This window comes from Telluria sp. LT2P34 (genome assembly GCF_059685915.1).
This window is the reverse complement of record NZ_JCASIN010000001.1, coordinates 833,110-855,150: the sequence shown is the minus strand read 5'-3', so window position 1 is coordinate 855,150 and position 22,041 is coordinate 833,110. Positions and strand designations below refer to the sequence as shown.

Sequence of the window (22,041 nt, the reverse complement as noted above, 5' to 3'; positions counted from 1 at the left end):
TACGGATCAGCAACAGCCCCCGCTGCGCCCCGATCCGTAGCGCGCTTCCTGGCGCTCCCGGAAGAATTCCTCGTAGCTCATCGGCGTTTGATCCGGATGCGCGCGCTCCATGTGGGCGAGGTAGGTATCGTATTCCGGCAGGCCGACCATCAGGCGCATGCTTTGCCCGAGGTAGCGGCCCGCATGAAGCAGGGTGGCCAGCATCACGGCGCCTGCGGCGACACGCCGGCCACGAAGGGCGATTCCCTGACCGTCGGCTTGCCGCTCTTGCGCGCGTCGATCACGGTGCGGATGCCGTAGTACAGAACCGCCAGCACCACCGCCATGAAGAAGCCGGCCAGCGCGGCGTCGAGGTAGTCGTTGAAGACGATGCGCTCCATCTGCGCGATCGACTTGGCCGGCGCCAGCACCTGGCCGGCGTCGAGCGCCGCCTGGAATTTCTGGGCGTGGGCGACGAAACCGATCCGCGCGTTATCGTGGAAAATCTTCTGCCAGCCGGCAGTCAGGGTGCAGATCAGCAGCCAGACGGTCGGCACGATCGTGACCCAGGCGTAGCGGCCGCGCTTCATCTTGAACAGCACCACGGTGCCGAGCATCAGCGCGATCCCGGCCAGCATCTGGTTGGCGATGCCGAACAGCGGCCACAGGGTGTTGATGCCGCCCAGCGGATCGACCACGCCCTGGTACAGGAAATAGCCCCAGGCTGCCACGCACAGGCCGGTGGCGAGCAGGTTGGCCGGCAGCGACTCGGTGCGCTTCAGGGCGGGCGCAAAGGCGCCCAGCAGGTCTTGCAGCATGAAGCGGCCGGCGCGGGTGCCGGCGTCCACCGCGGTCAGGATGAAGAGCGCCTCGAACAGGATCGCGAAGTGGTACCAGAAGGCCATCATCGCCGGGCCGCCGATCACGTTCGACAGGATGTTGGCCATGCCGACGGCGAGCGTCGGCGCACCGCCGGCGCGCGAAATGATGCTGTGCTCGCCGACGTTCTTTGCAGTTTGCGTGATGGTCTCGGGCGTGATCACGAAGCCCCAGTTCGACACCGCCGCCGCGGCTGATTCCGCGGTGGTGCCCAGCAGCGCCGCCGGCGCGTTCATCACGAAATACACGCCCGGGTCGATGGTCGAGGCCGCCACCAGGGCCATGATCGCGACGAAGGACTCCATCAGCATGGCGCCGTAGCCGATGAAGCGGGCGTGGCTTTCGTTCTCGATCATTTTCGGCGTGGTGCCCGAAGAGATCAGGGCGTGGAAACCGGACACCGCACCGCAGGCGATGGTAATGAACAGAAATGGAAACAGGTTGCCGGACCAGACCGGGCCGGAACCGTCGACGAAGCGTGTCACGGCCGGCATCTGCATATGCGGGGCGACGATCAGGATGCCGATCGCCAGCGCGACGATGGTGCCAATTTTCAGGAAGGTGGACAGGTAGTCGCGCGGGGCCAGCAGCAGCCAGACGGGAATGACCGAGGCGAAGAAGCCGTAGCCGATCAGCATCCAGGTCAGCTCGGGGCCGGTGAAGGTGAACATCGGCCCCAGGGTGGGCGACTCGTGCACCCACTGGCCGCCGACGATGGCCAGCATCAGCAGCACGAAACCGATGATCGAGATTTCGCCGATGCGCCCGACGCGAACGTAGCGCGAATACACGCCCATGAACAGGGCGATGGGAATCGTCGCCATGACGGTGAAGGTGCCCCAGGGCGAGCCGGTCAGCGCCTTGACGACGATCAGGGCCAACACTGCAAGGATGATGACCATGATCATGAAGGTGCCGAAGAGGGCGATCACGCCGGGGATCTCGCCCATTTCGGATTTGATCAGGTCTCCCAGCGAACGGCCGTCGCGGCGCAGCGACATGAACAGCACGATGAAGTCCTGCACGGCGCCGGCAAACACGACCCCGGCCAGGATCCACATCATGCCCGGCAGGTAACCCATCTGCGCGGCCAGCACCGGACCGACCAGCGGCCCGGCCCCGGCGATGGCCGCGAAGTGGTGGCCGAACAGCACGTACTGGTTGGTCGGCACGTAGTCGAGGCCGTCGTTGTATTTATAGGCGGGCGTCTGACGGCCCGGATCGAGGCCCATCACTTTCGTGGCGATGTAGAGGCTGTAGAAACGGTAGGCGATGAGATACACGCAGACCGCGGCGGCCACCACCCACACGGCATTGATCGACTCGCCGCGGCGCAAGGCCACATAGGCGAGGGCGCCCGCGCCGAGGAGCGAAATCGCGGCCCATCCGAGCTTGTTTCCGAGGCTTTTCATGGTGGCTCCCGAAGTGCGGTGCAAACGCCTGAACGTATCTTGCACGATTCGGCAAACGGCGAGCGCATGATACTAACCGGAAGTATATCAATGAGCATATACGGATTAGTACTGCATAGATGTATCCATACGGAAACATTTTATGTTGCATTTTGTTAAATCCTCGACTAAGATGGTTTGACCGATTACTTGGAAGATGCAATGGCTGTGCCGGATCAGAACCAATTTCCGCCCGTGTGCCTGCACCCCGTCGCCAATCGGCAGAATGGGTGGGTGGCGCTGCTTGTCGAGCCGGCGGACGGTGCCGTCACGCCGGATACCGTCGCGGCGCTGTTCGGCACGCCCGACCTGCTGGCCGCCATCGCACCGCTCGACTGCGTGCTGCACCTGGCCGGGCCGGCGATCCTGACTCCGAACCTGTTGACCTTGCTGCCGCCGAACCGCGTCGTGCTCGCTTTCGACGCCGCGGCGCTGGCGCAGGACGGCGCGGGCAAGCAGCTCGCCGCCCTCCATGAAACCGGCTATCGCCTGCTGCTCGACGGCCCGCTGCCCCCGAACACGATGCGCCCTGCCGCCACGCGTTCCGTGGCGCTTGACTGCCGCATGAACCCGCTGCCGATGCCGAGTCTGCTGTCCTGTTTCGGTCCGCACCTGGCGCGCCGGGTCGACAGCGCGGGGCGTTTCGACGAATGCGCACGCGCCGGTTTCGACTGGTTCAGCGGCGATTATCCGTTCGACGCGGCAGGCGGGCAGGGCCAGGATGGCACCTCGCGCCGGCGCATTCTTGGCCTGCTGGCCTTGCTGGCGCGCGACGCCGACGCGCGCGAACTCGAACTCGTCCTCAAGCAGGATCCGGTGCTGTCCTTCCACCTGCTGCGGCTGGTGAACTCGGCCGCCTTTGCCCTGAATACCCCGATCACCGGCTACGTCCAGGCCATCGCCATGCTGGGACGGCGCCAGTTGCAGCGCTGGCTGCAGCTGCTGCTGTATGCGGGCGGCGCCGCCGACGGCCTGCCCAACCTGCTGCTGCCGCTGGCCGCGCTGCGCGCCGGCCAGCTCGAGGTGCTGTGCAAGGCCGAGGGCGGCGACCGCGACGAGCAGGACCTGGCCTTCATGACCGGCGCCTTTTCCCTGCTCGACCGCCTGCTCGGCATGCCGATGGCGGAAATCGTCGCCGACCTGCACCTGCCGCCCCATGTCGAGGCCGCACTGCGCGAGCGCGGCGGCGCCCTCGGCGAGCGCCTGCGCATGGTCGAGCAGGGCGCTGACCCCGGGGCGCTGCTGGCGGCCGGCATCGATGGCGCGCGCTGGTGGGCCAGCGTGCTGCAGGCCCACCACTGGGCGATCCAGGTGAGCCGCAATGTGTAGCGCGCTGGCGCTCGCCGCCAAGGACCCGGGTGCAGGCCTGGGCGATTTCGTCGCCTGCAGCGCCGCCCTCAGTGCGGCCGTGATGCGCCTGCGCGGCGAGCCGCTGGCCGAAGAGCTGGGCCGCATCGCGCGCCTGCTGCTGGCCAGCCCGGTGGGCCGCTTCCTGCCGGCCGATCCGCTGGCGAGCACACCCGCGGCGGCGCCTGCCGCCCCCGGCGCCCTGGTGTACGAGATCCACCTCGATGGCAGCTACCACGGCTGCTACCAGGTCGAAGGGCGTCCCGGCTATGCCGCAGCCGACGAGCGCCTGCTGGCCGGCCTCGGGTCGCTCACCGGCAGCCTGCTGCAGGTGCATTCGCTGGCCCAGCGCGCCACCCACGCCTACGCCCAGGTCGAAGGACAACTGGCGCACCAGTCGCAAATCCTCGACCAGATCCACGAGTCGGTGCTCACGCTCGACCTGATGGGCTATATCACCAGCTGGAACGGCGGCGCCGAGCGCCTGTTCGGCTATTCGTCGCTGGAAGCGGTCGGCCGCAACATCCTGTTCCTGTACGCCGACGAAGACGGCGCCGACGACGCGGGCGAGCCGGACGCCTTTGCCGAGGGCGGCGGGCGCATGATGGAAGTGCGGCGCCGCAAGAAGTCGGGCGAAGTCTTCTGGGCCAGTCTGTCGCTCACGCCGCTGCGCGACCTGGAAGAACGCCCGGTCGGCCTGATCGCCTACCTCACCGACATCACCGAGCGCAAGCTGGCCGAAGAGCGCCTGCACCACCTCGCGTACTACAACGAACTGACCGCGCTGCCGAACCGCACCCTGTTCGCGCGCCTGGTCGACCAGGCCCTGATGGTGGCGTCGCGCAACGACGCCGCCGCCTGCGTGCTGTTCCTCGACCTGAACCGCTTCAAGCTGATCAACGACACGCTCGGGCGCCGCGTCGGCGACGCCTTGTTGCACCAGGTCGCCAAACGCCTGCGCGGCGCCCTGCGCGAAGAAGACGTGGTCGCGCACCTGTCTGCCGACGAATTCGCCGTCGGCCTGTTCGACATCCGCCAGCACTTCGAAGCCACCACCGTGGCCCGCAAGCTGCAGGTCGCGCTCGACGCGCCCTTCCTGGTCGACGGCCACGACCTGCGCATCGGCGCCAGCGTCGGCATCAGCGTCTATCCGCAGGACGGCATCGATGCCGACACCCTGCTGCGCATGGCCGATATCGCCATGGCGCGCGCCAAGGAAGGGCATGCCAACCCGGACCACAGCGTCGCCTTCTACGGCGTCGAAATGAACCAGGGCATGCACGAGCGCATGCGCCTCGAGTCCGGCCTGCGCCACGCCCTCGGCCACGGCGAACTGCTGCTGTACTACCAGCCGAAGTTCGAAATCGGCAGCGACCGGATCGTCGGCGCCGAGGCCCTGGTGCGCTGGGCCCATCCCGAACGCGGCCTGATTCCGCCGATGGAATTCATCCCGCTGGCCGAGACCACGGGCCTGATCGTGCAGGTCGGCGAATGGGTGCTGGAACAGGCCTGCGCCCAGGCCGCCGAATGGCAGCGCGCCGGCCTGCCGCCGCTGCGCATCGCCGTCAACGTCTCTGCACGCGAATTCACCGCCGCGCTGCCGGAGCGGGTGGCGGCGACGCTGGCGCGCTACGCGCTCGACCCGTGCTGGCTCGAGCTGGAAATCACCGAAAGCACGCTGATGCACGACATCGACCGCGTGATCGGCATCATGGACCGCATCAACACGCTCGGCGTCGCGCTCTCGCTGGACGACTTCGGCACCGGCTACTCGAGCCTGTCCTACCTGAAGCGCTTCCCGATCCGCACCCTGAAAATCGACCGCTCCTTCACCACCGGCATCCCGAACGACGCCAGCGACTGCGCCATCGCCAGCACCATCATCAGCATCGGCCGCCAGCTCGGCCACCGGGTCATCGCCGAGGGCGTCGAAACGCTCGAGCAGCTCGCCTTCCTGCGCGACTCCGGCTGCGACGAAGTGCAGGGTTACCTCTACGCCGCACCGCTGCCGGCGGTCCGCTTCGAGCAGGGGCTGCGCGAAAATTGGCTGCTGGTCTAGGCGTTTGCCGGACCGATACCCTGCCGGCGGAAGAGTGATTTATGTATAATGCCGGTCTACAGGAAGCGTGGCCGAGTGGTTGAAGGCAGCAGTCTTGAAAACTGCCGACGGGGGAACCCGTTCGTGAGTTCGAATCTCACCGCTTCCGCCAGGATTCCTGAAAGCCCCACATGCTGGGGCTTTTTTTTCGTCTTCGTGGTCCGTCAACAAAATTTGCTTAAACAAACTTTTCCTTTGACCATCGCAGCGGAATATACTTGTCGTCCCACTTTCAACTCAACCACAAGTCCATGAAAATCCTTCTTCTGATCATTACCTTGTTTCTGTCGACGCATGCGCTTGCCGATGATACGACCAGGCGCGAAAAGATTCGACAGCTGGTCAAGGCTCAGGGCTTGGAGCAAATGTTTCAAGAACAAATAGAGCAATCGAAGGCGAGTGCCGCCACGATCGGAGTTGATCTCTTCGACAAACTGTCGAAAGACGCCGGGGTCGAGGCAGGCCCGGAGGATCCAAGGATCAAACAACTCTTCGTTCGGTTCAACGAAGATCTGGCCGGTCTCGTTACGGTAAAGGAGTATGTCGATACCTGGACTCGTTCATACGGCAAGGATTTGTCGGAAGCAGATATCGACGACATTTTGAAGTATTACAAGTCGCCATTGGGCCAGCGCGAGGTTGAAGCGTCCCGTTCCGCCATGCGCGCATTTACCCAGGCAATCCTGAAAGAACAAATGGTTGGCATGTCAGCGTTGACAGACAAACTCATGAAAGACATGACGGCCATCCCAAACAACTAAGTATCAAGTGTGGCGGCCCCCCGAATCGCCAGTGTGTGACATTTAAACCACGATTTTTCCTAGTACAACCCCTAGTTGCCACGTTTATGTTTCCGTATTTACACTAGGTCAGCCGTTACAGCGGCGACCCAGCGTTCCAACAACGCGTGTCCGCAACCTGAGAGCACGCGCCATATCTATAAGTACTACTTACGGAGACTTGGATGACAAAGCAAATCGGAAAAACCCTTGGCCTGTGCGCAGTTGCAGCCGCAGCCGGCATCTTGTGCGGCTCGGCCGTGGCTGCGAGCACGGACACCGCGCGTGTGATCGTGTCGTTCACGCCGGCCGGCAAGGCAGCGATGAACTCGGTGGTTGCTAGCGCGCGGGGATCGGTCAAGAAGGAAATTTTCGGCACCAATGCTGTGGCGATCGAAGTGCCGCGCACCGCCCTGAAAGGCCTGGAGAACAACCCGAACGTCGAGTACATCGAGGAAGACCTGAAGCGCTATCCGATCGCGCTGACCTCGCCGTCGACCGGCACCCCTTACGCTTCCGGCCAGACCGTGCCTTACGGGATCAAGCAGGTGCAGGCGGACCTGCTCAGCGATGTCAACGTCGGCAACCGCAAGATTTGCATCATCGACTCCGGCTACGACGCCTACCATGAAGACTTGTCGGGCAATGCCGTCACCGGCACCAACAACGTGGGCACCGGCAACTGGTACACCGACGAGAACAGCCACGGGACGCACGTGGCCGGCACCATCGCCGCCATCAACAACAGCGGCGTGGGCGTGGTCGGCGTGAATGCCAACCGGCGCGTCAAGCTGCACATCGTGAAGGTGTTCAGCGCCACCGGCTGGGCCTATTCCTCGGACCTGGCCAGCGCCGCCAACGTGTGCCGCAGCGCCGGCGCCAACATCATCAGCATGTCGCTCGGCGGTTCCGGCTCGAGCACGACCGAGTCGAATGCCTTCGCCACCCTGGCCAATGCCGGCATCCTGAGCATCGCGGCGGCTGGCAATGCCGGCAATACCTCGATGTCCTATCCGGCCGGCTACAGCAGCGTGGTGTCGGTGGGCGCCGTCGACGAGTTCAAGCAGTGGGCCAGCTTCTCGCAGTACAACAGCAAGGTCGAGCTGGCCGGTCCCGGCGTGTCGGTGTACTCGACCGTGCCGACCAGCAAGGGCAAGTACGGCTACAAGAGCGGCACCTCGATGGCGACGCCGCATGTGGCGGCGGTCGCGGCGCTGGTCTGGAGCTACTACCCGACCTGTACCGGCGCGCAGATCCGCAGCACGCTGGGCAAGAGTGCGCAGGACCTTGGCACTGCAGGCCGCGACACCCGGTACGGCTTCGGCCTGGTGCAGGCGAAAGCGGCGCGCGACCGCATCGCTTCGCTGGGCTGCGGTAACTGATCCAGGCCTGGCGCAAGGGAAGGACGCCCATGCGGCGTCCTTTTTTTTCGCGTCTTGTCGGATAAATGTCAAAGTTTGGCTTTGCGCGGTCCGCTAATCCGGCCTGATCCCCTGTCAAAAGGAAGTCGGTCATTGGTGCGTGCTTCGGTCCCACGTAAGAAATCCGTAAGGAAACAAGCCCATTCTGCATACCGTTAAGCCAACTATTCTACCGAGGAGGAATTCGCCCGAATTCACCAGCTGTGCGCGTACCGATTCAGTCGCTGTAGCCAGAACATATAACTAGACAGGAGACATAGCATGAAGAAGGATGACAAGCAGTCCGTATCCAACCGTCGCAAGTTCCTCGGTACCGCAGCCGCCGGCACCGCCGGCGCGGCGGCCCTGGCGGTGCCAATGATCGCCAGCGCCCAGGGCGTGACCAAGATGCGTTTCCAGAGCACCTGGCCGAGCAAGGATATCTTCCACGAGTACGCGCTCGACTTCGCCAAGAAGGTCAACGACATGACCGGCGGCGAGCTGCGCATCGAAGTGCTGCCGGCCGGCGCCGTGGTGCCGGCCTTCGGCCTGCTCGACGCCGTCTCGAAAGGCACGCTCGACGGCGGCCACGGCGTGATGGGCTACAACTACGGCAAGCAGAGCGCGATCGCCCTCTGGACCTCGGGCCCGGCCTTCGGCATGGACGCCAACATGGTGCTTGCATGGCACAAGTATGGCGGCGGCAGGCAGCTGCTGGACGAACTGTACAAAGGAATTGGCGCCAATGTCGTCTCCTTCCTGACCGGCCCGATGCCGACCCAGCCGCTCGGCTGGTTCAAGAAGCCAATCAGCAAGACCGAAGACCTGAAGGGCCTGAAGTTCCGCACCAATGGCCTGGCGATCGACCTGTTCACGGCGATGGGCGCAGCAGTCAACGCCTTGCCCGCCGGCGAAATCGTGCCGGCCATGGACCGCGGCCTGCTCGACGGCGCCGAATTCAACAACGCCAGCTCGGACCGCCTGCTCGGCTTCCCGGACGTGTCGAAGGTCTGCATGCTGCAGAGCTTCCACCAGAGCTCGGAGACGTTCGAGATCACCTTCAACCGGACCAAGTACAACGCGCTGCCGGCCAAGATGAAGGCGATCATCGAGAACGCTGTGGAAGCGGCCTCGTCCGACATGGCCTGGAAGGCGGTCGACCGCTACTCGACCGACTACCGCGACCTGCAAGCCAAGCAGGGCGTCAAGTTCTACAAGACGCCGGACTCGGTGCTGCAGGCGCAGCTGGCGGTGTGGGACCAGGTCGTGGCCAAGAAGGGCGCCGACAATCCGCTGTTCAAACGGGTCGAGGCCTCGATGCGCGCCTTTGCCGAGCGCGCCATGAAGTGGGACATGGACACCAACAATCCACGCCGCATGGCCTACAACCACTACTTCGGCCGCAAGGCGCCTGCGCCCAAGAAGGCATAAGCGCAAGTCGATAGTCGGCAGTGAGTACGCCGCCCCGTTTCACACGGGGCGGCGGTGTTGTAGCGACCAGGAGTAGCTTCATGCAAAACGTATTGTTTTTTGTCGATCGGGTCAGCAGCCGGGTCGGCCAGGCATTTTCCTGGCTGATCGTGGCGCTCACCGCACTGATTACCTGGGAAGTATTTTCGCGTTACGCGCTGAACACCCCCAATCCCTGGGCCTTCGACCTGATGATCATGATGTACGGCGCCGTTTTCATGATGGCCGGCGCCTATACGCTGGCCAAGAATGGCCACGTGCGTGGCGATGTGCTCTACAGCTTCTTTCCGCCGCGCCTGCAGGCCGGCCTCGACCTGCTGCTGTATTTCGTTTTCTTCATTCCGGGCGTGGTCGCCCTGGTCTGGGCCGGCTGGACCTATGCCGCCGAGTCCTTCGCCATCCGCGAGCATTCGACGCTCACGGCCAATGGGCCGCCGCTGTATCCGTTCAAGATGATCATTCCCTTCGCCGGCATTTTGCTGCTGTTCCAGGGCTTTGTCGAAATCATTCGCTGCGTGGTCTGCCTGCGCATGGGCGCCTGGCCGCCACGCGAGCCCGATGTCGAGGAAGTCGACGTCGACAAGCTCAAGACGATGGTCCACATTGACGACAAGGAGCCGACATGAGGAAGGAAATCTGGTTCGGCCTGTCGATCCTGTTCGCGATCGTCATCGCCCTGTTCGCCCTGATGCCGGCGCCCGCCGACATGACCAACGGCCACCTCGGCCTGCTAATGCTCGCCCTGGTCGTGGTCGCCATCATGCTGGGCTTCCCGACCGCCTTTACCCTGATGGGCATGGGCATGATGTTCGCCTGGATCGCCTTCCGCAGCAGCGACCCCGACCAGGCCACCCAGCTCACGCTCGACCTGATGGTGCAGCGCGCCTTCTCCGTGATGGGCAACGATGTCCTGATCTCGATCCCGCTGTTCGTCTTCATGGGCTATGTGGTCGAGCGCGCCAACCTGATCGAACGCCTGTTCAAGAGCCTGCACCTGGCCATGGCGCGCGTACCCGGCTCGCTGGCGGTGGCCACCATCGTCACCTGCGCCATCTTCGCCACCGCCACCGGCATCGTCGGCGCCGTCGTCACGCTGATGGGCCTGCTTGCGCTGCCGGCCATGCTGAAAGCCGGCTACAGCACCCAGCTGTCGGCCGGCTGCATCACCGCGGGCGGCTGCCTCGGCATCCTGATTCCGCCCTCGGTGCTGCTGATCGTGTACGGCGCGACGGCCGGTGTCTCGGTGGTCAAGCTGTATGCGGGCGCCTTGTTCCCCGGAATCATGCTCGCTGGCCTGTACGTCGCCTATGTGCTGATCATCGCCAAGCTCAAGCCGTCATGGGCGCCGCCGCTGCCTGCCGCGGACCGCATCGTCAAGTTGCCGGCCTTTACGCAAGCCATTCCGAACGCCTACAACAAGGGCGCAGTATCCGGCCTGGTCGGCGCGATCAAGGGCCCGCGCGCCGCCGGCGTGCCAAGCCGCACCTTGATGTCGAACCTGTTCGTGGCCCTGCTGCCGGCGCTGGCCTTTGCCGCCATCATGGGCGTGAGTTACCGCATGGCCACCGCGCCGGAAGCGGCGCCGACCGAGCTGGTCGAAATGGGCGCCCAGGAAGACATCAACGCCGGATCCGGGGACAACACCGGCGACAGCGGCGGCTTGGCTGAGCCGCCCTCGGAGGGTGGGCTGGCCGAACCGCCGGCTGAAGGCGCGCTGGCCGAGCCGCCAGGCGAAGGTGCGGCGGCAGGCACGGCCGGTCCGATGCCATCGACGCCGGAAGTGGCCGCTCCGGCCGCGCCGGCGTCGCCCGACAGGATGGCGGCCGCCTCCAGCATTCCGGCGAAAGAGCCGGCTGCCAAAGCGGCGTCGACCACTTTCTGGACTGTGCTGGGGGTCGGCACCGCTGCCTTGTTGATCTTCTATGCCTTCTTCAGCTTCGCGCGCCTCGAGATCTTCAAGATGCTGCTCGGTTCGCTGTTCCCGCTGGCGATCCTGATCCTGGCGGTGCTCGGCAGCATCGTCTTCGGCCTGGCGACACCGACCGAGGCGGCGGCGATGGGCGCCTTCGGCGGCCTGATCCTGGCGATCGCCTACCGCCGCTTCAACGTCAACCTGCTGCGCGAGTCGGCCCACCTGACGGCCAAGACGACGGCGATGGTGTGCTGGCTGTTCGTCGGCTCCAGCATCTTCTCGGCCGCGTTCGCGCTGCTGGGCGGCCAGGAAATCATCAACGCCTGGGTGCTGGGGATGAATCTGACCCCGGTGCAGTTCATGCTGCTGGCGCAGGTGATCATTTTCCTGCTCGGCTGGCCGCTCGAGTGGACCGAGATCATCGTCATCTTCATGCCGATTTTCGTGCCGCTGCTGGCCCACTTCAACATCGATCCGCTGTTCTTCGGCCTGCTGGTGGCGATGAACCTGCAGACCGCCTTCCTGTCGCCGCCGGTGGCCATGTCGGCCTTTTACCTGAAGGGCGTCTCGCCGCCGCACGTTACCCTGAGCCAGATCTTCATGGGCATGTTGCCGTTCATGGGCATCCAGGTGCTGGGGATCATCCTGCTGTATGCCTTCCCGGCGATCGGGCTGTGGCTGCCTGGGGTGCTGTACAAGTAAGCGCAAAAGTGTGGAACGAATGAAAAAGCCCCGGTTCTGAACTGAACCGGGGCTTTTTTTCGCTTGTCTGCTCGCTTGTCTGCTCGCGTCTCTGCTCGCTTATCGGGTTCCTGCGTTCGGCACCGCCAGCACCTGCCTCAGCTTTTCGGTATCCATCGGCTTGACGAAATGGTGCGCGAAGCCGCTCGATTTCGACAGCACCCGGTCGTGCGCCTGGCCATAGCCGGTGAGGGCGATGAACAGGGCGTCGCCGGTGCCCGGGTCGGCGCGCAAGCGCCGGGCCAGCTCGTAACCGTCGATGTCGGGCAGGCCGATGTCGAGGATGAAGACCTGGGGCCGGGCCTGGCGGGCAGCGGCGATCGCTTCGATCGGATGGGCCTGCACCGACACCCGGTGCCCCTGCGCTTCGAGCAGCACCGCGAGCGACTCGGCGGCATCGACATTGTCGTCGACGATCATGACGTGCAGGCTGGGCGCGCCCGATTCGGGAGCTGCCACGGCGCCGGTGGGCGGCTCGCCCTGGCCTGGCGCGACAAAGGGCAGGGCGATGGTGAAGGTGCTGCCCAGGCCCGGCCCGGCGCTGGCGGCGGTGACGCTGCCCTGGTGCAGGGCGACGATGGTCTTGACCAGGGCCAGGCCGATCCCGAGGCCGCCCTGGGCGCGGTCCGGGGTGCGCTCGGCCTGCGTGAAGAGCTCGAACACCTGGGGCAGGAGGCGCTTGTCGATGCCGATGCCATTGTCGCCAACGCGGATGTTGACCTGCGCGCGCTGCGGATCAATGTCGACCGACAGGGTAATTTCGCCCCCCTGCGGCGTGTATTTCGCGGCGTTGTTGAGCAGGTTGGCGATCACCTGCACCAGGCGCGTGCGGTCGCCGTCGACGGTGGCCGGGGCGCCGTCGATGCGCACGACCAGCGTATGGCGCCGCGCCTCGATCAGCGGACGCGCCTGTTCGACGGCGCTGGTCACCGCCGACTTGATGTCGACCAGTCCCTTGTCCAGCTCCACCAGCCCGCGCGTGACGCGCGAGACGTCGAGCAGGTCGTCCACCAGCGCCGTCATGTGCTTGACCTGGCGGCTGATGACTTCGCTCGCCTTGTTGACGCGCGGGTCGATGCTGGCCGTCAGGCGCAGCATTTCGGCGGCCGTGCTGATCGGCGCGAGCGGGTTGCGCAACTCGTGCGCCAGCATCGCCAGGAATTCGTCCTTCTTGCGGTTCGATTCGCGCAGTTCGAATTCGGCCTGGTAGCGCTCGGTCACGTCGACGGTCACGCCGCGCATGCGCAGTGCGCGGCCGTCCGCGTCGAACTGGACTTTTCCGCGGCTGTCGAGCCAGACCTGCCTGCCGTTGTCGGGACGCACGAAGCGCACCACTTCGGCGTAGGCGCCGGCCCCGTCGAGAGCGCGGCCGTGGGCCGCGGCAATCGTGGCGCGGTCATCAGGGTGGATGTGCTCGCTGACGGCGTCCATCTTGCCGGGCGCGAAGCCCAGCACCAGCGCCACGTTGTCGGAATAGGCCAGTTCGCCGCTGTCGAGGTTCCAGTCCCAGACCACCATCTTGGCCGCGTCCATGCCGTCGCGCAGGCGTTCGTCGCTCTCGCGGCGGGCGGCCTGGGCCTGGACCGATTCGGTGACGTCATAGCCCTGCGCGAAGATGCCGATCGTGACGCCATCCTGGTTGCGGTAGGGCTCATAGACCAGGTCGACATAGCGCTGGATGGTCGGCCCGTTCGGCACGGGCTGCACGGCAAACGGCATCGCCCGCGTGGTCCAGGGCTTGCGGGTGCGGTAGACGCTGTCGAGGAATTCCTCGAAGCCCTGGCCGGCGACCTCGGGCAACGCTTCCCATACCGTCTTGCCGACCAGCTCGCGGTGGCCGACCAGCTGGTAATAGGCTTCATTGACCAGCTCGAAGACATGCTTCGGTCCCATCAGGACGGCGACGAAACCGGGCGACTGGTTGAACAGGCTGCGCAGGTGCTCGCGCTCGTTGTTGAGGATGCGCGACAGGGCTTCGTGCATCTGGGCGCGGTTGAAGTTCTCGGTATTGTCGTCGCTCGGCGGGGCGAGCTTGAGCGTGGCCGACTGCGACTGTTCGTCGAACCGGTACAGCTCGGTGACGTCGACGGGATTTTGCACGACCAGGATCGGCCTGCCGTCTTCGCCCAGCACCGGCGTGTGCACGGTACTCCAGTAGCGCTCTTCGAATTTCCTTCCTTCCGGCGTCACGACAGGCACCGCATAGCGTACGAAAGCGGTGGTGTCGGGTTCGCCCTTGGCCAGCGCACGCAGCAGCGAGGCCTTGATTTCGGCCATGTTCGTCGCTTCCGGATTGTCCGGGTCTTCGGGAAAGGCGTCGAAGACATACTTGCCGACGATGTCGGCTTCGGTGCGCTGTACCGAGCGCAGATAGGCGCCGCTGGCGCCGACGATAGTCAGGTCGGGCGCCATGACCAGGTAGGGATAGGGCGTGGCGCGAAACAGCGCCTGGAAGTCGGATAAATTCATCCTCAAATTGTCGCATGCCGGCCCGACGCGTTCACACGCCACAGTACTATGCTGTATGCATTATTTTTCTTGTGGGAAACGTAAACACCGCTATCATATGCAGCCCGTTTCGATGCTGCCTTGCCATGACCCATTTCCCCGCCGCGCGCGGCCTGCCTTGCGCGCCGCGATTGTTTCGCCTGACTACATTCACGATGTTCGCCGTCGGAGCGGCGGTCGCGTTCACGGTGCTGCTGCACCTGGTTCTGGTCGGCCACTTTACCGGCCAGCAGGGACAGCGGGACGCCGAGCTGCGCGTCCAGCAATTGTCATGGCAGATGCGCGATTCGCTCAACCGTGTCGTGGCCACCGCCGTCGCCGACGTCCAGTTGCTGGCGGAACTGCCACAGGTACGCTCATTCAAGGACGCGGACGCGGGCCGCCGCGTGCTCGAGTCGCTGCAGCGCTCGTTTCCCGATTACGCCTGGATCGGCATTGCCGACCGCGAAGGCAAGGTGCTGGCCGCAACCGGGCGCATGCTGGAGGGCGCGAATGTGCGCGAGCGGCCGTGGTTTGTCGCCGGCAGCCAGGGCTTGCGCGCCACCGACTACCATCCGGCGCTGCTGCTCAGCAAGGTATTGCCGAAAACCGCCGACCCGTGGCGTTTTGTCGATGTCGCCGCGCCGCTGAAGGATGAAGGCGCGGACGCGGCGAACCCGGGCACGGCTGCGGTGCGGGGCGTGGTCGGCGTGCACATGAGCTGGGAGTGGGCGCGCCGCCGTGCGCGCGAGCTGCTCAGCCCGGCCCTGCGCGAATATGGGGCCGAGGTGCTGGTCGTGCGCGCGGACGGCACCGTGCTGCTCGGCCCGCCACAGCTGGTGGAGCGGCGCATCGACCTGCCGAGCCTGCGGCTGGCGCAGCGCGGCGAGACCGGCGCCATCCGCGAGCAGGGGGCGGACGGCAAGACGTATATCACCGGCTACAGCCGCACGGGCAGCGCCGGCGATCCGGCCACCTTGCAGTGGTCGGTGCTGGTGCGCCATACCGAAGAGGCGGCGCTGGCCGGGGCGCGCCAGCTCGAGCATCGCATGATCGTGCTGAGCGTCCTGATGGCGGCGACCCTGGCCGGCTGCGCGGCGCTGCTGGCGCGCCGGCTGACGCGGCCGATGGATGCCCTCAGCCGTGCCATCGAAGGGGCGGCGCAGGCCGGCGGGCGCGCCGGGCAGGGCGCCAGCCAGGATGTCGAAATTCCTGTCGTAAATGGTTTTCATGAAGTTCAAGTGCTGTCGCAGGCGATGCGCGAGCTGGTGCGCCGCGAACAGGGGCAGCGGCTGGCGCTGGAAACGATCAACCAGCAGCCGGAAAGCACGGTGGCCGCCCGCACCGCCGAGCTGCAGGCGCTGCTGCTGCGCGATGTGCTCACCGGCCTGCCGAACCGGCGCGCTCTGATGGAAACGCTGCCGGAGGCGCTGCACCGCGCGGCGCGCTCGCAACAGGCCTGCGCGCTGCTCTTCCTCGATCTCGACGGCTTCAAGGGCATCAACGACAGCCACGGCCACGAGCAGGGCAACGCTCTGCTCAAGCAGTTCAGCACGCGCCTGCTCGCCGCGCTGCGCAAGACCGATACCGCCGCGCGCCTGGGCGGCGACGAATTCGTCGTGGTGCTGGAGGGTTTGAACGACCCCGGCGACGCCCGCGAAAAGGCGGCCAGGCTGGTGCCGCTGCTGAGTGCACCGTATGCGCTGGCGGGGGTAACGGTGAGGGTCGGCGCCAGTATAGGAGTTGCCTTGCACATGCCGGACGATTCCCACGATACAGAGCGCTGGATCTCACGCGCCGATGCTGCGATGTATACGGCTAAACGTAGCGGTAAAGGAACAATTGCGAGTGCGCCAGAGGTGATACTGGCCGGTTGACGCGAGCGAAGTCGGAATCCGCCTACAAAAAGACGAGCCATTCTAGTCAGCGATATGTGAGACATTCGACAGATGAAGCCGTCTCGGAGAGGTAAGGTAGAGGCGTAGAGAGGATTGCGCCATGCCCAAGCTGTTCGTCAGGATCGTCACCATTACCGTACTCGCATCAAGCGCCGCCACCGCGCGCGCGCAGAACGGCGTGACGACCCATGGCGCGACGACGTATGGCATGGCGAGCCATGGCGTCATCGACGCGGGCTTGAGCAGCCAGGCCGGCGAATTCGGCGCGCTGACGGTGGGCCGCCAGTACAGCCTGCAATACCTGGCCTTGGCCGATGTTGCCGATCCCTTCAAGGGCGGCATTGCCGGCGGCGCCGCCAACCTGATCGGCGACGGACGCCGCGTCAACAACGGCGTCCAGTACTACGGCGCGCTGCGGCGCGGCCTGTCGGCCGGCGCTTCTTACTCGTTCAAGCAACAAGTCGACACATCGCCTGCCGGACGCGCCTGGGGCATGAGCGTCGGCATCAAGCGCGGACCCCTGACCGTGCGCGCCGCCCACCAGAACCAGAGCGCGGTGCGTGTACAGTTCAACAGCAAGACCAGCAACGACGCCGTCGCCCGCAATTCGATCCTGGCGGCCAACCTGCGCCACGGCTGGGGCACGGCCTATGCCGCCTACAGCCTGAGCCGGGGCTGGGCCGGTTCGCCCCTGTTCAATCCCGACAATCCGTATGGCGCCGGCATCGCCCGCACGGCGTCGAGCAACAGCCGCGACGTGCTGGTCGGCATGGCGGTGCCGGTCGCCGAGGGCACTACCTTGCTGGCCTCGTATATCACCAAGGACGACCGCGACCTCGCCAACCAGGACGCGAACCAGTTTGCCCTGGGCGCCAGCCATGCGCTATCGCGCCGCACCGATTTCTACGCCGCTTACTCGCATATCCGCCACCGCAATGGCGCCGGCTATTCGGTCGGCAACGCCAGTTCGCGCGGCAGCGGCAATTCGGCCTTGAATATCGGCATGCGCCACGCCTTTTAGTACCTCCCCCCGATTTCAGGCGTGCGCGGCGACGCGACTTGCGCAATTTCTGTAGCCTGAAGCTATTCTAGCAACCATCTCCACGGAGGCATTATGACTGGCGCCAGCACACTCGATCCCGACAACTTCCCTGAACTTCCCGACCGCAGCCTCGGCAAGGGCCATGGCCTCGATGCGCTCGGTCCGAGCGACCTGTCCGATACCGGCAGCGACGTCGTGGGCGGCCCCGGCTTTGCGACCAACCTCGACGACGACCAGTTGCTGCACCTGGACCGCGGCACCAACGAGGAAGAAGAAAGCTATGCGGGCGACACCGCCGGTCCCGATGTCGGCGACGCCGATTTCTCGGGCGACAGCGATAGCGGCGGCACCGGCGAGCGCGCTTCGGCCGGACGCGACACGGTCGCCAGGGATGGCGCGGACATCGATACCGACCGCATCGAATCGATCCCCGACCTGCCGCTTACTGAAGAAGACACCGAGTTCCTGTCGAGCCAGCCGCCGGGCAGCGCAGCCCCGCGTTAAAAGCAGCGCCGGGCTTGCTCCTGCCCGGCGTGCCTTCGTTCAAGCCGACAGGCTGCCGCGCGCGCCCTTGCGCCGCGCCAGGCTCCAGGCGGCAAGCAGGGCGCCGCCGCCGAACAGGGCCGCGGCCAGCGGTTTCTTGTCGAGGCTGACGGCGGTGTAGACCGAGCTTTCCTTGACCCATCGTTCCGTCATGCCCTGGCGCTCGCGCAGGGTCTGGCCGGGGTCCGGTGCATGCAGGGCGTCGCGCCGGCCCGGGAGGCGGTCGGTTTTGGGCTGCTGCAGGCGGTACATCGACGCGTTCAAGACATGGTCGAGCATGCGCGGCATATGCGCATTGCTCGACGAAATCATTTTCGAGGCGCTGCCGACAAACACGTCGCGCTTCGGATGCTGGGCGCAGTGGAGGATGGCTTTGGCCACGATGTCGGGGGCATATACGGGCGGCGGCAGGACCGGCTCCTTCTCCATGTAGTTCTTCGCGTGCACCGCGAACAGCGTGTCGATGCCGGCCGGCTTGATCAGCGTCACCGAAATCGGCGCGCCTTCCTTTTCCAGTTCCATCCGCAGCGCTTCGGTAAACGCCTTTACCGCGTGCTTGGACGCGGCGTACATGCCGAGCAGCGGAACGGCGCGGTCCGACACTTCGCTGCCGACATTGATGAGGGCGCCTCCGCCGCGCGATTTCATGCGCTTGACCGCTTCCAGCGAACCATTGACCACGCCCCAGAAGTTGGTCTGGAACAGGCGCTGGTGGTCTTCCAGCGCCATTTCCTCGAGGCGGCCGTAGGTGCCGACGCCGGCGTTGTTGACCCTGATCACACCGACAATCGTGGCCCAACGCCGGATTTCAAGTCATTTTTTTCCAGGCTGGTAGACCTGGTCGAAGACGCCGCCATCGGCGAAGTGCGCCTTCTGGGCCTGGCTCCAGTTGCCCGCGATCGAATCGAGCGTGAACAGCTTGATGTTCGGGAACTGGCTGGCGTACTGGCGCGAGAATTTTTCCACCGACGGCCGGTAGTAGTTCTTCGCAATGATTTCCTGGCCCGCGTCGCTGTACAGGTACTCGAGATAGGCCTGGGCCACCGCACGCGTGCCGCGCTTGTCGACCACCTTGTCGACCACGGCAACCGGCGGCTCGGCCAGGATGCTCACGCTGGGCGCAACGATCTCGAACTTGCCCGGGCCCAGCTCGCGCAAGGCCAGCAAGGCTTCGTTTTCCCAGGCCAGCAGGACGTCGCCAATGCCGCGCTCCACGAAGGTCGTGGTGGCGCCGCGCGCGCCGGAGTCCAGCACCGGGACGTTGCGGTACAGGCGGTTGATGAAGTCGCGCGCAGCCGCTTCATTGCCGCCCGGGCGGCGCAAGGCATAGCCCCAGGCCGCGAGGTGGTTCCAGCGCGCGCCGCCCGAGGTCTTCGGGTTCGGGGTGATGACCGACACGCCCGGCTTGACCAGGTCGCCCCAGTCGCGGATGCCTTTCGGGTTGCCTTTGCGGACCAGGAACACAATGGTCGAGGTGTAGGGCGCGCTGCGGTTCTTCAGGCGGCCCTGCCAGTTGTGCGCGATAAGGCCGCGTTCACTGATAGCATCGATGTCGTAGGCCAATGCCAGCGTCACGACATCGGCCGCCAGCCCGTCGATCACGGCGCGCGCCTGCTTGCCCGAGCCGCCGTGCGACTGGCGCACCGTCACCGTGTCGCCGGTTTTGGCTTTCCAGTGGCTGGCGAAGGCTTTGTCGAAGTCCTGGTACAGCTCGCGCGTCGGGTCGTAGGAGACGTTCAGCAGGGTGATGTCGGCCGCGGAGGCTGCCGGCTGGACCAGCACTGCCGCCGCTGTGAGTGCGACGGCCAGGGTATAAGCGATTTTTTTGAACATGCGTTTCTTTCGGATGAGTAAGGAGACGATTACCGCTAGGGTAGGGCTCCACTCAGCCGAAGAAAACGAATGATTTCAGCTATCGATATGAGATTTTCAATGCACGCACCCGATCGGTCGATTGATCGGGCGCTGCACGCAAGGCCTGGTTTAATGCGCTTTCGACAGAATCAGGAGCCAGCGGCCAAAGATCAGCACTTCCAGGTGGCCCGGCTCGACGCCCGTATCGCATTCGATGATCGGGTTGATCGGGTAGAAGCGCTTGCGGAAGTCGCGGGTGATGAGGATTTCACGGCGGCCGAAGCGCATCAGGAATGGTGCAGGAGCGTATTCCAGGCCGAAGGCGTTGTTCAGAGTGGTCATTGACGTATCCCTTGTTTGTATTATGTTGGTCAGTGAAAACAGAATAGCATAACCACTGTATAAATCCACAGCTACTGTACAAAACCACAGTAAATATTTTAAGTGTGGTTTTTTTGCCATGCACCCCCATCTGGCCCGAATGGATAAATCGCTTACCGCCCGCCTGCACCGTTTTGCCGCTGCCCGCTTTTCTCCCGCAGAAGAATTCGGCCTGCATCTGACCCTGGGTATCCTGGCGCTGCTGCTGGCGATGGCGGGCTTCGCACAGATCGCCGGTGCAGTGGTGAATGGCGCGCCGATCACCGAACTCGACCGGCGCCTTGCGGCCTGGCTGCATGCGCATGCGCAGGGGAGCGACGCGCTGCGCAGCTTCCTGCTCGTCGTCACCCACATGCACAGCACGCCGGGGATGCTGGCGATGACGGCGCTGGCCGCAGCCTGGCTGTACCGGCGCGAAGCGCGCCACTGGATGTTGACCCTGCTCGTCACGGTGCCAGGCGGGATGCTGCTGAACGTGGCGATGAAGCACACCTTCGAGCGTGCGCGGCCGCATTTTAACGAGCCCATCCTCAGCTTGACGACCTACAGTTTTCCTAGTGGCCACAGCGTCGCGGCAACGCTTCTCTACGGCGTGCTGGCCTGTTACCTGGTACGCGAGGCAGGCAGCTGGCGCGCGCGCGCGCTGATCGTGACTGCCGCCTGTGCCATGATCGCGCTGGTGGCCGGCTCGCGCCTGTACCTGGGAGCGCATTACCTGTCGGACGTGCTGGCGGGAATTGCCGAGGGCTGCGCCTGGCTGGCGATCTGCGTCACCGGCACCGCCACCCTGCGCCGGCGCCAGGCCGCGCGCGCCCACCGCAAGCGCGCGCTGCAACCCAACATCCCACATTGAGGAATTTTGATGCGAACAATCATCCACCTGTCCGACCTGCATTTCGGGCGTGTCGACCAATCCCTGCTGGGGCCGCTGCGCGAGCTCATCCATTCAATCGCGCCCGATGTCCTCGTCGTCTCCGGTGACCTGACCCAGCGCGCCAAGGTCGAGCAGTTCGAGGAAGCGCGCGCCTTCCTCGACACCTTGCCCGGACCGCAGATCGTGGTGCCGGGCAACCACGACATTTCGCTGTACAACGTGTTCCGCCGCTTCGTCAAACCCCTGGACCGCTTCAAGCGCTACATCACGGACGACCTCGACCCGGTGTTTGTCGACGACGAGATCGCGGTGCTTGGCGTGAATACGGCGCGCTCGCTGACGATCAAGGACGGGCGCCTGAACAAGGAGCAGGTGGAGGGCATCCGGACCCAGCTGGCAGGCATCGATCCGGCAATTACCCGCATCGTCGTCACCCACCATCCCTTCGACCTGCCGACCACGTTCGAGGAAAAGAACCTGGTCGACCGGGCGTCGATGGCGATGGAAACCTTTGCCGAATGCGGCGTTGACGTGCTGCTGGCGGGCCACATGCATGTGAGCCATGCGGCCAGCACCGCGAGCCGCTACCAGATCGACGCCTACGCGGCGCTGGTGGTGCAGGCGGGTACGGCAACCTCGACCCGGGGAAGGGGAGAAGTCAATTCCTTCAACCTGCTGCGGGTCGAACACGAGCGGGTCGAGATCGACCGCTACGGCTGGGACGTGCTGACGAATACCTTCCGCGTCATCGTCACCGAAAAGTTCCTGCGTAGCGGGAATGTCTGGGCTCCGGCCTCGGAAGGCATGCTGGCCGCAGGGATTTAGGTAGGGTGGGCGGCTTTGCCGCTCACGCGTTCAAATCACGTTTCAAGATCCTGCTCGGCTGATCTTGCGCTGGTCGAACGC

At 65.0% G+C, this 22,041-nt stretch carries 18 protein-coding genes and 1 tRNA gene; 13 read left to right on the top strand and 6 right to left on the bottom strand.

Annotated elements, in window-relative coordinates; genetic code table 11:
• Nucleotides 1-6 precede the first annotated feature (6 nt).
• Together AC56KZ_RS03850 and AC56KZ_RS03845 are read right to left on the bottom strand one after the other, a co-directional pair.
• Entirely contained in the window at nt 7-204 is a 198-nt protein-coding gene (locus AC56KZ_RS03850; RefSeq protein WP_497160798.1) for a YbdD/YjiX family protein, read from the bottom strand.
• Nucleotides 204-2,270 carry a carbon starvation CstA family protein gene (locus AC56KZ_RS03845; RefSeq protein ID WP_497160797.1) on the bottom strand — a complete coding sequence of 689 codons (2,067 nt, stop codon included), beginning with the start codon at nt 2,268-2,270 and terminating at the stop codon, nt 204-206. The genes AC56KZ_RS03850 and AC56KZ_RS03845 overlap by 1 nt, the downstream gene beginning before the upstream one ends.
• A 273-nt stretch (nt 2,271-2,543) precedes the next feature.
• Between AC56KZ_RS03845 and AC56KZ_RS03840 the strand changes: the two genes are divergently transcribed.
• From AC56KZ_RS03840 to AC56KZ_RS03805, 8 genes are all read left to right on the top strand, one after another.
• Entirely contained in the window at nt 2,544-3,638 is a 1,095-nt protein-coding gene (locus AC56KZ_RS03840) for an HDOD domain-containing protein (protein ID WP_497160796.1), read from the top strand.
• A complete protein-coding gene (locus AC56KZ_RS03835) occupies nt 3,631-5,715 on the top strand; it encodes a putative bifunctional diguanylate cyclase/phosphodiesterase (protein WP_497160795.1) in 2,085 nt (694 codons plus the stop codon). Before AC56KZ_RS03840 ends, AC56KZ_RS03835 begins: the two co-directional genes overlap by 8 nt.
• A gap of 61 nt (nt 5,716-5,776) precedes the next feature.
• A tRNA-Ser gene (locus tag AC56KZ_RS03830) sits at nt 5,777-5,866 on the top strand.
• Nucleotides 5,867-6,005: 139 nt separating this feature from the next.
• Nucleotides 6,006-6,515 (top strand): DUF2059 domain-containing protein, encoded by a 510-nt coding sequence (locus AC56KZ_RS03825; protein ID WP_497160794.1) that lies wholly within the window; start codon nt 6,006-6,008, stop codon nt 6,513-6,515.
• A 203-nt stretch (nt 6,516-6,718) separates the two neighbouring features.
• Complete coding sequence (locus AC56KZ_RS03820; RefSeq protein ID WP_497160793.1) at nt 6,719-7,915, top strand: S8 family peptidase; 1,197 nt, start codon at nt 6,719-6,721, stop codon at nt 7,913-7,915.
• A 300-nt stretch (nt 7,916-8,215) separates the two neighbouring features.
• Entirely contained in the window at nt 8,216-9,364 is a 1,149-nt protein-coding gene (locus AC56KZ_RS03815; RefSeq protein WP_497160792.1) for a TRAP transporter substrate-binding protein, read from the top strand.
• 80 nt (nt 9,365-9,444) lie between these two features.
• Nucleotides 9,445-10,029: a TRAP transporter small permease subunit gene (locus AC56KZ_RS03810; protein WP_497160791.1), complete on the top strand. Its 585-nt coding sequence runs from the start codon at nt 9,445-9,447 to the stop codon at nt 10,027-10,029.
• Nucleotides 10,026-12,017 (top strand): TRAP transporter large permease, encoded by a 1,992-nt coding sequence (locus AC56KZ_RS03805; RefSeq protein ID WP_497160790.1) that lies wholly within the window; start codon nt 10,026-10,028, stop codon nt 12,015-12,017. Before AC56KZ_RS03810 ends, AC56KZ_RS03805 begins: the two co-directional genes overlap by 4 nt.
• 99 nt (nt 12,018-12,116) lie before the next feature.
• Here AC56KZ_RS03805 and AC56KZ_RS03800 read toward each other — a convergent pair whose 3' ends face one another.
• The gene (locus AC56KZ_RS03800) at nt 12,117-14,525 is read right to left on the bottom strand and encodes a hybrid sensor histidine kinase/response regulator (protein WP_497160789.1); all 2,409 of its coding nucleotides are present in this window, start codon (nt 14,523-14,525) and stop codon (nt 12,117-12,119) included.
• A gap of 125 nt (nt 14,526-14,650) precedes the next feature.
• On the opposite strand from AC56KZ_RS03800, the gene AC56KZ_RS03795 reads away from it, so the two are divergent.
• From AC56KZ_RS03795 to AC56KZ_RS03785, 3 genes are all read left to right on the top strand, one after another.
• A complete protein-coding gene (locus AC56KZ_RS03795) occupies nt 14,651-16,420 on the top strand; it encodes a diguanylate cyclase domain-containing protein (protein ID WP_497160788.1) in 1,770 nt (589 codons plus the stop codon).
• Nucleotides 16,421-16,541: 121 nt separating this feature from the next.
• Nucleotides 16,542-17,462, top strand: a complete 921-nt coding sequence (locus AC56KZ_RS03790) for a porin (RefSeq protein ID WP_497160787.1) — start codon at nt 16,542-16,544, stop codon at nt 17,460-17,462.
• A gap of 93 nt (nt 17,463-17,555) precedes the next feature.
• A complete protein-coding gene (locus tag AC56KZ_RS03785; RefSeq protein WP_497160786.1) occupies nt 17,556-17,987 on the top strand; it encodes a hypothetical protein in 432 nt (143 codons plus the stop codon).
• Between the two features lie 39 nt (nt 17,988-18,026).
• Here the strand turns inward: AC56KZ_RS03785 and AC56KZ_RS03780 are convergent, their stop codons facing one another.
• The 3 genes from AC56KZ_RS03780 to AC56KZ_RS03770 all read right to left on the bottom strand — a co-directional run bounded on the left by AC56KZ_RS03780 (nt 18,027) and on the right by AC56KZ_RS03770 (nt 20,222).
• Nucleotides 18,027-18,806: an SDR family NAD(P)-dependent oxidoreductase gene (locus AC56KZ_RS03780; protein ID WP_497160785.1), complete on the bottom strand. Its 780-nt coding sequence runs from the start codon at nt 18,804-18,806 to the stop codon at nt 18,027-18,029.
• A gap of 33 nt (nt 18,807-18,839) precedes the next feature.
• On the bottom strand, nt 18,840-19,859 hold the full coding sequence (locus AC56KZ_RS03775) for a sulfate ABC transporter substrate-binding protein (protein WP_497160784.1): 1,020 nt from the start codon (nt 19,857-19,859) through the stop codon (nt 18,840-18,842).
• 150 nt (nt 19,860-20,009) lie between these two features.
• The gene (locus tag AC56KZ_RS03770; protein WP_497160783.1) at nt 20,010-20,222 is read right to left on the bottom strand and encodes a hypothetical protein; all 213 of its coding nucleotides are present in this window, start codon (nt 20,220-20,222) and stop codon (nt 20,010-20,012) included.
• 139 nt (nt 20,223-20,361) lie between these two features.
• On the opposite strand from AC56KZ_RS03770, the gene AC56KZ_RS03765 reads away from it, so the two are divergent.
• Together AC56KZ_RS03765 and AC56KZ_RS03760 are read left to right on the top strand one after the other, a co-directional pair.
• Nucleotides 20,362-21,114 carry a phosphatase PAP2 family protein gene (locus AC56KZ_RS03765; protein WP_497160782.1) on the top strand — a complete coding sequence of 251 codons (753 nt, stop codon included), beginning with the start codon at nt 20,362-20,364 and terminating at the stop codon, nt 21,112-21,114.
• 9 nt (nt 21,115-21,123) lie between these two features.
• The gene (locus AC56KZ_RS03760) at nt 21,124-21,960 is read left to right on the top strand and encodes a metallophosphoesterase family protein (RefSeq protein ID WP_497160781.1); all 837 of its coding nucleotides are present in this window, start codon (nt 21,124-21,126) and stop codon (nt 21,958-21,960) included.
• The last annotated feature ends 81 nt before the right edge of the window (nt 21,961-22,041 follow it).

Coding starts and splice junctions, on each gene's coding strand:
- AC56KZ_RS03850 (WP_497160798.1), bottom strand. CDS start 204: ATGCTGGCCACCCTGCTTCATGCGGGCCGCTACCTCGGGCAAAGCATG.
- AC56KZ_RS03845 (WP_497160797.1), bottom strand. CDS start 2,270: ATGAAAAGCCTCGGAAACAAGCTCGGATGGGCCGCGATTTCGCTCCTC.
- AC56KZ_RS03835 (WP_497160795.1), top strand. CDS start 3,631: ATGTGTAGCGCGCTGGCGCTCGCCGCCAAGGACCCGGGTGCAGGCCTG.
- AC56KZ_RS03825 (WP_497160794.1), top strand. CDS start 6,006: ATGAAAATCCTTCTTCTGATCATTACCTTGTTTCTGTCGACGCATGCG.
- AC56KZ_RS03820 (WP_497160793.1), top strand. CDS start 6,719: ATGACAAAGCAAATCGGAAAAACCCTTGGCCTGTGCGCAGTTGCAGCC.
- AC56KZ_RS03815 (WP_497160792.1), top strand. CDS start 8,216: ATGAAGAAGGATGACAAGCAGTCCGTATCCAACCGTCGCAAGTTCCTC.
- AC56KZ_RS03810 (WP_497160791.1), top strand. CDS start 9,445: ATGCAAAACGTATTGTTTTTTGTCGATCGGGTCAGCAGCCGGGTCGGC.
- AC56KZ_RS03805 (WP_497160790.1), top strand. CDS start 10,026: ATGAGGAAGGAAATCTGGTTCGGCCTGTCGATCCTGTTCGCGATCGTC.
- AC56KZ_RS03800 (WP_497160789.1), bottom strand. CDS start 14,525: ATGAATTTATCCGACTTCCAGGCGCTGTTTCGCGCCACGCCCTATCCC.
- AC56KZ_RS03795 (WP_497160788.1), top strand. CDS start 14,651: ATGACCCATTTCCCCGCCGCGCGCGGCCTGCCTTGCGCGCCGCGATTG.
- AC56KZ_RS03790 (WP_497160787.1), top strand. CDS start 16,542: ATGCCCAAGCTGTTCGTCAGGATCGTCACCATTACCGTACTCGCATCA.
- AC56KZ_RS03785 (WP_497160786.1), top strand. CDS start 17,556: ATGACTGGCGCCAGCACACTCGATCCCGACAACTTCCCTGAACTTCCC.
- AC56KZ_RS03775 (WP_497160784.1), bottom strand. CDS start 19,859: ATGTTCAAAAAAATCGCTTATACCCTGGCCGTCGCACTCACAGCGGCG.
- AC56KZ_RS03770 (WP_497160783.1), bottom strand. CDS start 20,222: ATGACCACTCTGAACAACGCCTTCGGCCTGGAATACGCTCCTGCACCA.
- AC56KZ_RS03765 (WP_497160782.1), top strand. CDS start 20,362: ATGGATAAATCGCTTACCGCCCGCCTGCACCGTTTTGCCGCTGCCCGC.
- AC56KZ_RS03760 (WP_497160781.1), top strand. CDS start 21,124: ATGCGAACAATCATCCACCTGTCCGACCTGCATTTCGGGCGTGTCGAC.